The organism is Paraglaciecola arctica BSs20135 (assembly GCF_000314995.1).
In the GTDB taxonomy this organism is placed as follows: domain Bacteria; phylum Pseudomonadota; class Gammaproteobacteria; order Enterobacterales; family Alteromonadaceae; genus Paraglaciecola; species Paraglaciecola arctica.
This window is the reverse complement of the sequence record NZ_BAEO01000041.1, coordinates 26,178-38,460: the sequence shown is the minus strand read 5'-3', so window position 1 is coordinate 38,460 and position 12,283 is coordinate 26,178. Positions and strand designations below refer to the sequence as shown.

Sequence of the window (12,283 nt, the reverse complement as noted above, 5' to 3'; positions counted from 1 at the left end):
GTACTTTGAGAGTTACAATTTAATAATATTATTACCTGTGTCGCGATCAATAAAACGTACAAAGGGGTCGATACCGGCAAAATTAGGCGTTTCTTCCACTATTAGTTCTATGACTGTATCGCCACTATCAATGGCGTGAAGTCCTTGATAAATCACTTTGTTTTCGGAAGCAAAATTATTTGGATCTTCACTGAACAAAACAATCTCGACTTCTTGGGCAAAAGGTTGTTCTGTTTCTTGGCCTTTACCATCGGCACTGAACTGTTGTGCTGATACGGTTAAAGTGACTTTGGTTCTGCCATCTTCAAGCTCTTCCTTGGTTACTTCTTTAGCGCGCAAATCGTAAATAGTGATTTGCTCAAACAGGTCTTGAATATAAGCCTGTTCCTGCTCGTTGGATACACTATTTAAGTGTCTGACTAGGTCTAAGGTAGTAGGGTACAAGTCTTCCCTATATTGATATTCGTTTAGCAACGCTTGTAAGGCTTTATTAAGACGCTCTTCACCTATTTTATTAACTAAGGCCATCATTACTATTGAGCCTTTCTGATAGTGAATATATTGTTGATTCTCAGAGCGAAGCAAAGGCATTTCTTCAATACGTTCTGCGCTGCGACCTCTTAAATAACGATCCAATTCATAGGTAAGGAATTTACGTAATCGGGTTTCGCCGTATTTTTTCTTCATCACCATTAATGCGCTGTATTGGGATAAGGTTTCTGACAATATCGCGCTACCTTGCACATTGGCTGCGTTAAGTTGATGACCCCACCATTGGTGGGCTACTTCGTGTGCGGTCACATAATAAACGGGGTCGATGTCTTCCGGGTTTCGTAAATCGGTGATAAAACCAATTTTTTCTGAGTAAGGTACAGTATTCGCAAAACTTTGTGCAAAGCTACGGTAACCAGGAAATTCTATGATCCTTAATTGTTTATGTTGATAAGGACTAAACACTTTTTGGAAATAGTCGAGTGAGTCTTTACTCGACTCAATCATACGATCCACATTCCAATGATGATTTTGGTGATAGTAGACTTCAATATTAACACCAGCATGTTCGACTTTTTTACTCTCAAGTTTAGAAGACATAATGCTGAAAAAGTTAACCATAGGTGCATTCATTTCATATCGATAATAGTTACGCCCGTCTTGCTGCCATTCTTTTTGCAGGTAACCCGGTGCGATGGCAAATTGCTCGCCGCTGGTGGACAGGGTGGCACTAAAGTCAATAAATTCGACGCCTTTGCCAAAGAAACTTTCATTATATCGGCTGCTATCTTCTAACTTGTAAGCCCGCTGAACTGGCTCAAGATCCCTTTTACGTCTTTCGTGCTGATCGGTGATTTGATATGACTCATTGAAGCCAAAAAATGGCAACAAGCTAAAGTTGTCAATAAAGGTACCGTTTTTCACTAAAGTGCTATCTTCACCGCTATTTTTGAACCCATGATGTTCGCGCACCACAGAAAGAACACCACTGCGTTGTTCACCAGGTAACATTGGCTCAGAAAATTCAAACCAAGCAATGTTGTATTTTTTATTGATTTCGCCCAATTCACCTCCGTCAATTTCTACATTAGTCATAGGAGAAAAACGTGGCATATTAACCAAAAACCGCTTAATGGGTTTGTTGGTGCGGTTGATAACTTGCACCTTAGATGTGGCTTCTATACGTCTATCTGCTGGGAATATATCCGCAGCAATATCAACACTGACTATTGTGGGCATAGGTGCATCACGAAATTCAACGTATTCTTTTTCGTAATCGGCTTGGATATCTAATACCTGTTCCTGACCGTAAAATTTATTCAGCACTTTAGTGTTGTAATGAATATAACCACCTGTAGCTAAAAACAACACTAAAGCCGCTGCAGCAACACTTTTACCGGTACTGCCTAAATGATAACTGAGTAAACGTAGTCGCTGTTTGACCGAGGTTTGTGGCCCACGTTGCCACATGCCATAACTGATAATGCCAAGCACCACAGATAAGGCGCCCCAATACAACATATACCAGCTCTGGGTTTGAATAAACCAGCCATAACCATTGAGATCAGAATATTGCAGCATTGGCCCTGCGGCAAAGTTGAACATGTTGTGCTCAATACCTATTTGGCTGAAAGCCAAAGAAACAAAGAAATAACCCACAAAAATCAGCATACCAATATACTTATTCGGACTTAAAGCCTGAATAAAAAACGCTAATACAGTCAACAAACACCAAGGTAATGCACCAAAAAATAATAAACTAATTAGGTATTGGCTTATTTCGATATTTTCATAACCAGCTAATAGTTGATTGATGATAGCGGCGAACATGCCAACTACATGCAAACTCACAATTACCAACATGACTGCTAATAGTTTTGATAGCCAAAAAGTCATATTATGTACAGGCATGCTGTCCACAATATCGCCCATGCCCACAGTACGTTCACGCCATACCACTTCAGCGGTATAGTAAGTGATTATGATAATGGTCATTAGTGAAAAGGACCCCATAATCAATTCCACTAGGGTCTGAGTTAACGGCCAATTAGGCGTGCCAAACATACCGTTTATTTCAAAGAAATTGGCGATAAGTTGGAAGGCAGAAAATAATAATAAGATTAAAAATGCTGGGCTTAAAAACACCTGACGAATTTCAAACTTTGTACGGCTAATAAATTGTGCTAAACCATTATTGGCTGAGGCTTTAATCGCAATATTGTTGGTAGTAGGAATAACGTCTATTTTTTCTTTTTTAGCTTTTTTCTTGAATGAATAACTGGCTAAATTAAGAGGTCTAAATAGTCCCCCCGCTACTAATAAAATAAAGGCTGCTATGCCTAACCATAACAATCTATTTTGTAAAATCATGCCTTCGAGTACTGGCACTAATGAATTTTTTTCAAAAGAAGTCCAATACCGTGAATATTCGCCGAAGGCTCGCAAACCAAAGGGGTCGAGCAGGGCGCGAATAGTGCGTTGTTCTGGTTCGCTAAATACCTGTCCGGCCACTGCATATAAAATAAACAGCCCCATGGCACAGATATACACTGCCATTGCGCTCTTAAATTGCGTAGCAGCGGCATAAAATACCGCGGCAAAAACAAAAATAGTACTAGCTGAAAATATCAGGAAGGGTGTTAAGTACATCATTAGGCCATTGGGGCCAATACGTTCTTGATCTACCCATGGCATTAAGCTACCTATAAAACTTCCAAGAGGCACCATGGCAAATACAACCAGACAAATCAGGTAAGCACCAAAAAATCGACCAAGGTTATATGGCAGAGGTTTTATTGGTTTGGTCAACACAATTTCTGCCATCATGGATGTTTGATTGCGAGTGGCAGTATTTGCCACAAAATTCACCACCATAAACATCGAAAATATACTCAATATCAACATGATCTGAGTCACGGCAAAGGGGCTGTTAAATAATACATTGCCACCTGATCCAATTTGTACCTGTTCAATAGTAATGGCTAAAAAAGGCAGCAAAAAGAACACCAAACAGGTCACAATAAAAGAGGGCTGGCGAGTAAAGTAGCGCCACTCAAAGGCTAACATTTTAGTAAACATATGAGTTTTTCCTTAGGCTGCTTGAGTCGAACGAGAATTGTGTAAGGTAGAAAAATACACATCTTCTAAAGTCGCTGGGGCAGTTTCAAATCCTTCAGGCGCATCAGGTGCTAACACATGTAAAACTGTGCGGCCCGCGAACAAACGTTTTGAGATAACAGGTAAAGTGTTTTCCAATACGGCTGCTTCTTCAATCGACACAGTTTTACGCCAAATTTGCCCATTTAAGTCAGCAGTTACATCTAAGGGGTTGCCTTGTAATAAAATTTGGCCATTGCCAAGCACAGCCATATTCGGGCATAACTCTGATACGTCATCCACTATATGGGTCGACAAGATAATGACTTTTTCCTCACCTAGGGTCACAAGTAGATTATGAAAGCGATTGCGTTCTTCTGGATCAAGACCGGCAGTGGGTTCATCTACTATCAGTAAGTCGGGATCACCCAATAAAGCCTGAGCAATACCAAACCGCTGACGCATGCCGCCAGAAAATCCACTGACTGCTTTTTTACGATGTTGAAATAAATTGGTGTGGGCTAATAATCCATCCACTGCTTCTTTGCGTTCACCTTTGTTAGCAATGCCTTTTAAAATTGCTAGATGATCCAATAATTCATAAGCACTAATACGTGGGTAAACCCCAAAATCTTGCGGTAAATAGCCGAGGCGTTGACGTAGTTCGTTTGGTTGGGTAAGTACATCAATATCGTCAAACTGGATACTGCCTGTATCTGCTTGTTGTAAAGTCGCTATGGTGCGCATCAAACTGGATTTACCCGCACCATTAGGACCAAGTAAACCAAACATTCCTTTGGGAATATCTAAATTAACATTGTTAAGGGCTTTTACCCCGTTGTCGTAAGTTTTTGATATGTCTTTTATTTTTAGCATCGCTTGATCCCTGTTTTTAGTATTTATTGCTGCAAATATGCAGAATTCGTAACACTTAGTCTATAGAAGCAACATTTTCTTACGAAAACCGAGAATTTAATTTAGGAGGCCGCTGATCTGGTTTATACTACGCGGCCTTAATTTTTCATCAGTGTTTACGTTTTTAGAGGTCGTTTTTCATGCGCACAGACTATTGTGGCAATATCAATTCATCTTATCTCGGACAAACCGTCACTTTGTGTGGCTGGGTTAATCGTAGTCGTGATTTAGGTGGGGTTATTTTTCTCGACCTTCGGGATCGCGAAGGTGTAGTACAAGTAGTATTTGATCCTGATTTAGCCGATGTTTTCGAAACTGCAATTAGCCTACGTAATGAGTTTTGTGTGCAGTTAACTGGATTAGTGCGCGCTAGGCCTGAAGGTCAAGTAAACAAAGACATGTCTACCGGCGAAATTGAAATGCTCGGTCAGTCTCTGACTATCCTAAATAAATCTGCTGCATTACCGCTAGATTGGAATCAAGAAAATTCTGAAGAACAACGTCTAAAATATCGCTACCTTGATTTACGTCGTCCATTGATGAGCGATCGTTTGAAATTTAGAGCCAAAGTGACCAGCACAGTACGTGGCTATCTTGAAAACGATGGTTTCTTGGATATCGAAACGCCGATCTTGACTAAAGCTACGCCAGAAGGCGCCCGCGATTATTTAGTACCGAGCCGTACTCACAAAGGTCAGTTTTTTGCTTTGCCTCAATCGCCACAATTGTTTAAACAATTGTTGATGATGTCGGGCATGGACAAATATTATCAGATCGTAAAGTGTTTCCGTGATGAAGATTTGCGAGCTGATCGCCAACCTGAATTTACCCAGATTGATATTGAAACTACCTTCTTAGATGCCGAAGGTGTGATGGCGATAACTGAAGGTTTAATACGGGATTTATTCCAAAAAATGTTGTCAGTCGACTTGGGGGAATTTCCAAGCATGACTTACGCCGATGCAATGCGCCGTTTTGGTAGCGACAAACCTGATTTACGTAACCCACTAGAATTAACGGATATAGCTGATTTACTTAAAGACGTTGAATTTAAAGTGTTCTCTGGTCCAGCTAATGACGCTAAAGGGCGTGTTGCGGTGATCCGTGTTCCAGGTGGGGCCAAGTTATCTCGTAAACAAATCGACGACTACGGTAAATTTGTCGGCATTTATGGTGCTAAAGGTTTAGCGTGGATGAAAGTGAACGACCTTGCAGCTGGTATGGAAGGATTACAATCGCCAATCCTTAAGTTCTTAAATGAAGATGTAGCCAAAGCTATTGTTGAGCGCAGTGGCGCTCAAAGTGGCGACATTCTATTGTTTGGTGCCGACAGCAATACTGTGGTCACTGAAGCGCTTGGTGCATTAAGACTTAAATTAGGTGAAGACTTAGAGTTATTAGAAGGACAGTGGAAACCACTTTGGGTTGTGGATTTCCCTATGTTTGAAGAGTTTGATGGTCAATTCCATGCATTGCATCATCCGTTCACTGCACCAAGAAATATGACCCCAGATGAACTAGCAGCAAACCCAGCAGGTGCCTTGTCAAATGCTTACGACATGGTACTTAATGGTTGTGAGTTGGGTGGCGGTTCGGTTCGTATTCATAAAGAAGATATGCAAGCCAAAGTGTTTTCATTGTTAGGTATCAGTGATGAAGAAGCCGAAGTGAAATTTGGTTTCTTACTTGAAGCCCTTAAGTTTGGTGCCCCGCCTCATGCAGGTTTAGCCTTCGGTTTAGACCGTTTGGTGATGTTGATGACTGGCGCTACGTCTATTCGTGACGTGATGGCGTTTCCTAAAACCAACACTGCGGCTTGTCCTTTAACAAACGCACCGGGTGAAGCCAATCCTGAGCAACTTAAAGAACTTTCAATTCAAACGGTTATTGAAAAAAAAGCGGATTAATTCATTAATACTGTGAGTTCTAATTATCGTATTCCTCAATCTGCCCTGACGGTTGTTTATAATCGCTCTGGGCAGGTGTTGGTGATGCAGAGGAACGATGATCCCGAATTTTGGCAATCTGTGACTGGTACTTTGGAGCAAGGTGAAGATCCTTGTGAAACTGCGCGTCGTGAGGTGTTGGAAGAAACCAGTATTGAAATTACTCGATGTGGCTACGAGCTGATTGATTGCCAAAAAATTAATACCTATGAAATCCGCGATAGATGGAAACACCGCTATCCACCTAATACTCCTTTCAACACTGAACATGTATTCTCGGTTGCTGTAGCCAATGATCAAATCATAGCGTTAACAGAACACTCTGCCTATTTATGGTTAGACAAACAATCTGCTATGGAAAAAGTGTGGTCGGATACTAATCGCGAGGCAATCTCTTTATATGTGCCAGATAGCAATTTATAAACACAATCACCCTAAACCCGCTACTGTGATTTATCGAGTGATAAACTCATGACGATTATTTTGGGTATTGATCCCGGCTCTCGTATTACCGGTTATGGTGTCATAAAAAAAGTTGGCCAGAAATCTGAATATATAGGTAGTGGTTGTATTCGTTTGCAAGGCGACGAGCTGGCGCCAAGGTTAAAACAAATCTTCGATGGTGTAAGAGAAATTATCAACCAATTCCAACCTACTGAGTTTGCTATCGAACAAGTTTTTATGGCAAAAAATCCTGACTCAGCATTAAAATTGGGTCAAGCGAGAGGTGCGGCGATAGTGGCGGCTACTTTTTTTGATTTACCTGTTGCTGAATATTCGGCAAGGCAAATTAAACAATCAGTTGTAGGTAAAGGCAGCGCAGATAAATCTCAAGTACAGCACATGGTGACTTATTTGTTAGGGTTAGCAGCTAAACCTCAAGCCGATGCAGCTGATGCTCTGGCAGTGGCCTTGTGTCACAATCACACCCAACAAAGCCTAATTAAAATGTCAGGTCAAGCGACTAAAACTGTACGTGGTCGCCTGAGATAGGACAATTGCGCTAGCCGTTGCTTTTAATTACAAGGAAATAAAATGATTGGTAATATTCGTGGCATCATTCTCGAAAAACAACCACCTGAAATTTTGATAGAAGCGGGGGGCGTGGGTTATGAAGTTCAAGTGCCCATGACTAGTTTTTATCAATTGCCCGAAATTGGCCAAGAAGCTAATTTATGTATTCATTTTGTGGTGCGTGAAGATGCGCAACTGCTATTTGGTTTTGCCAATAAACAAGAACGTGCAGTTTTTCGTGAATTAATAAAAGCCAGCGGCGTGGGGCCAAAACTGGCGTTAACTATCTTATCTGGTATGAACGCCCAACAGTTTATGCAATGTGTCAGTATGGAAGATGTGACAGGCTTAACCAAACTTCCTGGAGTGGGTAAAAAAACCGCTGAGCGCTTAGTTATTGAAATGCGTGATAGGTTAAGTAAGTTAGCCAAAGAGCAGGGATATACAGAAACAGTACATCTGACACCGGATTTACCTGTAGAAAATACCTTTGTGCGACGTACCGACGCAAAAGAAGAAGCCTTAAGTGCGCTGATTGCTTTGGGATACAAACCCCCACAAGCTATTAGAGTAATAAACGCTGTATATAAAGATGAAATCAGCAGCGAAGCACTTATTCGAGAAGCCTTACGAGCAATGGTTTAATAAAAATATTGCAGTGCATTAAGTCTTTTACAGACGGCTTTCAATAATTTTGTTACTGTATAAAAAAACACTACTTATAACTATTAGTAAAACACAGCATGATTGAAGCAGACCGCATAGTAAAACCTACCGCCAGCCACGAAGATGAAGTTGTTGATCGTGCTATACGACCTAAAATGTTGGCTGATTATACTGGACAAGATCATGTTTGCTCCCAAATGGAAATTTTTATTGAGGCAGCGCGCAAACGTAGTGATGCCTTAGATCACTTACTCATATTTGGTCCCCCCGGATTAGGTAAAACCACATTAGCGAATATTGTGGCAAATGAGATGGGCGTTAATATTAAAACCACCTCTGGACCAGTACTTGAAAAAGCCGGTGATTTAGCTGCGCTTTTGACTAACCTTGAAGAAAACGATGTGTTATTTATTGATGAAATCCATCGTCTTAGTTCAGTAGTAGAAGAGATTCTTTATCCTGCAATGGAAGATTACCAACTGGATATTATGATTGGAGAAGGACCAGCAGCTCGCTCTATCAAATTAGAATTACCACCTTTTACCTTAATAGGTGCAACAACAAGAGCTGGCTCGTTAACCTCACCTCTTAGAGATCGTTTTGGCATAGTGCAGCGTCTTGAATTTTATAATATTAAAGATCTCACCCAAATTGTAAAACGCTCGGCTAATTATTTAAACTTAACTTTGCAGCCAGAAGGAGCAGTGGAGATTGCTAGGCGCTCCAGAGGCACCCCTCGAATTAGCAACCGTTTGCTGCGACGAGTGAGAGACTTTGCTGAAGTACGATCCGATGGAAATATTACCCTAGACGTGGCTAGCCAAGCGTTGGATATATTGGACGTCGATAAAGAGGGCCTTGATTATATGGATCGTAAGCTACTGCTGGCCATCATTGAAACCTTTATGGGGGGTCCTGTGGGACTAGATAACTTAGCAGCGGCCATAGGTGAAGAAAGAGAAACCATTGAAGATGTGATTGAGCCCTTTTTGATCCAGCAGGGCTTTTTGCAACGTACTCCTAGAGGTCGGATCGCCTCGCAACGTGCTTTCTTGCACTTTGGCAAAGATTATTCGCCTGAATAATGGCTGTTGCTTTGATTTATAAATTTTAAGTAAAAAAAAAGCCCACATATTAAATGTGGGCCAAACAACTAGTGTTAAAGGAAATAAATCCAGGGAACATGTCAAATAAACTCAGCGCCGCATCATTTTGCCTCAAGTGGAAAACAATGTGCAGTTCAGGAAACAAGACGTATTCTAGTTATTTAATTTAAATATTCAATTGAATTAAATTAACTTATCAATTAGAAAAACTAATGCATTTAAAGTTTTATTTTTGATTAATTGAGAAATATAATAAATATTATGCATAACATTATGAATTTTAAAGAATATTTATTTTGTTTGATTTTTAAACCATTATTATTACTGTTGCTTGTTATTGTTTTGTTATCTTAATGTTAGTTTGGCTTGGGTGAATAATTATTCGTTTATAAACTAATGATATTGTTTTTGGAGATTTGCATTATTTTCATTAAGTTTATGAATAGAAACGCTTTTCATTGATTTTAAAAAAAATGCAGTTCGCAAATTAATTTTGTTTGATAGCATAAAGATTCACAGCTTGAGATGTTTGTTATTTTTAATTTAAGTGTGTAAAAAGCACGACCTATCTCATTAAACCTATAAAAGTACTTTTATCATGATTAAACATAGTCACAATGTGCGAGTGTATTACGAAGACACTGATGCAGGAGGCATAGTTTATTATGCTAACTATCTTAAGTTTTTGGAGCGTGCTAGAACTGAATGGTTAAGGCAAATGGGTACAGATCAAGACATTCTTTTGGAACGTTCCGTGGGTTTTGTCGTCAAACGTGTTGAAATGGACAATCACGCGCCTGCTCGTTTCAATGAATTGTTGTGTATTCAGTCTGAAATAGTAGAATTGAAGCGTGCGAGTTTAGTGTTCAAACAAATAATAATAAGTCCAAACAAACAATGTTTGGTCAGTGCGTTAATCAGAGTGGCTTGTGTCAATTTATCTAATATGAAACCACAAGCTATTCCCGACAAAATTTTAGGGGAATTTTCACGTGTCATCTGAGATATCTTTTGTAGATCTTATTTTAGAGGCCAGTTTGCTTGTGCAACTGGTTATGTTGTTATTGTTTGGAGCATCTATTGCTTCATGGGCATTTATTTTTGAACGCAGTCGTGCGCTGAATTTAGCTCGGTCTGAGATGAAAAAGTTTGAAGACAAATTTTGGTCTGGGGTTGACCTTAATCAGTTTTATAAAGAATTGGCTGCGCGTCAATCTTTGGAAGGCATGGCTAGTATGTTCTGTGCCGGTTTTAAGGAGTTTGTTCGCTCTCGCAAAAACCCATCCACGCCAGCAGAAGCAACTATGGAAGGCACTTCAAGAGCTATGCGAGTGTCTTTATCTCGTGAAATAGACAGCTTGGAAAGTCGTTTGCCCTTTTTGGCCACGACTGGCTCCATTAGTCCTTATATTGGTTTGTTTGGCACAGTGTGGGGGATAATGAATTCGTTTATCGCTTTAGGTGGTCAACAACAAGCTACTCTTTCCATGGTCGCTCCAGGTATTGCTGAAGCACTGATTGCCACCGCAATGGGCTTATTCGCTGCTATACCAGCCGTAATCGCCTACAACCGGTTTAGTCATCAAGTAGAAAAACTTGAAAATAGCTATGGTAATTTTATGGAGGAGTTTTCGAGTATTTTGTATAGACAAGCATTATCGTCAGCTGCGGATACTTCTCACTCAGCCCAACCCGCTGCTTAGGCTGATTGATTATGTATGTAAGAAAACGTAGACGCCCAGTTTCAGAAATTAATGTGGTTCCCTATATTGATGTGATGTTAGTGCTGTTGATTATTTTTATGGTTACAGCACCACTTGTTACTCAAGGGGTAAAAGTCGATTTACCTAAAGCACAGGCCCAACCCTTGGATGAGGAGTCAAAACCTCCTTTGGTGGCTTCTGTAGATGCCCAAGGGCAATATTTTTTGAATGTGGGGGATAGTCAAAAAGATCCTATGTCAGCTGTCGATTTGGCAACTTTAGTGGCTGCGCAGCTGCGCGTTGAACCAAATACACCTGTAGTTGTTAAAGGTGATGGCGCTGTTGCTTACAGTGAAGTAGTGCAATTGATGGTGTTGTTACAGCGGGCTGGTGCGCCTTCAGTTGGTTTAATGACCACGCCTCCTGAAGGTTAATAGACAAAATGTCTAAGTTGCGTATCGCACTTTCTATTTCGTTATTTCTGCACATAGCAGTAGTGGTTGCTTTGCTAATAAGCGGGCATTTTTCTATGTCCAATGAGACACCTGAGCCTTTTAATCCGCAACCTATTATTGAAGCGAAAGTTATAGATGAAAATCAATTGCAAGAACAAGTGCAAAAGGTCAAGGATGAACAAAAAGCTAAACGCTTAAAAGAAGAAAGCCGCGTGAAAGAGCTTGAGCGTAGAGCTGCAGATGCAGAAAAAAAACGCAAGCAACAAGAATCAGAAGTATCAAAATTGAAAGAAGAAACTAAAAAACAGCAAGTGGATAAGAAAAAAGCTGAACAAGCTGCTGTGGCTGCAAGAGAGAAACAAAAACAAGAGAAGGCTAAAGCTAAACAGCTTGAAGATGATCGTAAACGTAAAGAGCTAGAAAAGAAAAAAGCTGATGATCAAGCTAGAAAAGCTAAGGAAAAACGCCAGAAAGAAGAAAAAGCGTTAAAAGAAGCCGAGCGAAAGCGCCAAGAGGCAAAGGAAAAGGCTGAACAAGAAAAAATTCTTGATGAACAACTACAAGCAGAGCAGGCCACAAGACAGCAAAGAAGAAATAAACAAGTGTTGACAGAAGTGCAAAAATATCAAGCGCTGATTAGACAGACAATTCAGCGCAACTTATTTACTGATGATGCGATGAAAGGTAAATCTTGCCGTTTTAATATTCGTTTAGCATCGAATGGATTGGTGATACAAGTTAAAGAACTAGGAGGCGATCCTCTAGTTTGTAGGGCGGGAAAGGCCGCAATTCTAAAAGCAGTTGAATTACCAGTTTCTAGCGAACCAGATGTGTATGAACAATTGCGCGATATTAATTTTACTTTTGCACCGGAAATATAATGTTTAAAA

The 12,283-nt window shown here is 40.3% G+C and carries 11 protein-coding genes; 9 read left to right on the top strand and 2 right to left on the bottom strand.

What is annotated here, in order from left to right; translation table 11 throughout:
- Nucleotides 1-12: 12 nt before the first annotated feature.
- Together GARC_RS13940 and GARC_RS13935 are read right to left on the bottom strand one after the other, a co-directional pair.
- Nucleotides 13-3,570 (bottom strand): ABC transporter permease/M1 family aminopeptidase, encoded by a 3,558-nt coding sequence (locus GARC_RS13940; protein ID WP_007621177.1) that lies wholly within the window; start codon nt 3,568-3,570, stop codon nt 13-15.
- Between the two features lie 12 nt (nt 3,571-3,582).
- A complete protein-coding gene (locus GARC_RS13935) occupies nt 3,583-4,464 on the bottom strand; it encodes an ABC transporter ATP-binding protein (protein WP_007621176.1) in 882 nt (293 codons plus the stop codon).
- A gap of 179 nt (nt 4,465-4,643) precedes the next feature.
- Here GARC_RS13935 and aspS point away from each other — a divergent pair, with 179 nt between their 5' ends.
- The 9 genes from aspS (at nt 4,644) to tolA (ending at nt 12,274) form a co-directional block, all read left to right on the top strand.
- On the top strand, nt 4,644-6,410 hold the full coding sequence (gene aspS, locus GARC_RS13930) for an aspartate--tRNA ligase (RefSeq protein WP_007621175.1): 1,767 nt from the start codon (nt 4,644-4,646) through the stop codon (nt 6,408-6,410).
- A gap of 12 nt (nt 6,411-6,422) precedes the next feature.
- On the top strand, nt 6,423-6,872 hold the full coding sequence (gene nudB / locus GARC_RS13925; RefSeq protein WP_085948791.1) for a dihydroneopterin triphosphate diphosphatase: 450 nt from the start codon (nt 6,423-6,425) through the stop codon (nt 6,870-6,872).
- A 48-nt stretch (nt 6,873-6,920) separates the two neighbouring features.
- Nucleotides 6,921-7,442, top strand: coding sequence for a crossover junction endodeoxyribonuclease RuvC (gene ruvC / locus GARC_RS13920; protein ID WP_007621169.1), 522 nt, complete (start codon nt 6,921-6,923; stop codon nt 7,440-7,442).
- Nucleotides 7,443-7,484: 42 nt separating this feature from the next.
- Nucleotides 7,485-8,108, top strand: coding sequence for a Holliday junction branch migration protein RuvA (gene ruvA, locus GARC_RS13915; RefSeq protein ID WP_007621167.1), 624 nt, complete (start codon nt 7,485-7,487; stop codon nt 8,106-8,108).
- A 98-nt stretch (nt 8,109-8,206) separates the two neighbouring features.
- Nucleotides 8,207-9,214, top strand: coding sequence for a Holliday junction branch migration DNA helicase RuvB (gene ruvB, locus GARC_RS13910; RefSeq protein ID WP_007621159.1), 1,008 nt, complete (start codon nt 8,207-8,209; stop codon nt 9,212-9,214).
- Nucleotides 9,215-9,833: 619 nt separating this feature from the next.
- A complete protein-coding gene (gene ybgC, locus GARC_RS13905) occupies nt 9,834-10,238 on the top strand; it encodes a tol-pal system-associated acyl-CoA thioesterase (protein WP_007621157.1) in 405 nt (134 codons plus the stop codon).
- Nucleotides 10,228-10,938: a protein TolQ gene (gene tolQ / locus GARC_RS13900; RefSeq protein ID WP_007621156.1), complete on the top strand. Its 711-nt coding sequence runs from the start codon at nt 10,228-10,230 to the stop codon at nt 10,936-10,938. The genes ybgC and tolQ overlap by 11 nt, the downstream gene beginning before the upstream one ends.
- An 11-nt stretch (nt 10,939-10,949) precedes the next feature.
- Nucleotides 10,950-11,372 (top strand): protein TolR, encoded by a 423-nt coding sequence (gene tolR / locus GARC_RS13895; protein WP_007621155.1) that lies wholly within the window; start codon nt 10,950-10,952, stop codon nt 11,370-11,372.
- A gap of 8 nt (nt 11,373-11,380) precedes the next feature.
- Entirely contained in the window at nt 11,381-12,274 is an 894-nt protein-coding gene (gene tolA, locus GARC_RS13890) for a cell envelope integrity protein TolA (RefSeq protein WP_007621154.1), read from the top strand.
- Nucleotides 12,275-12,283: the final 9 nt, after the last annotated feature.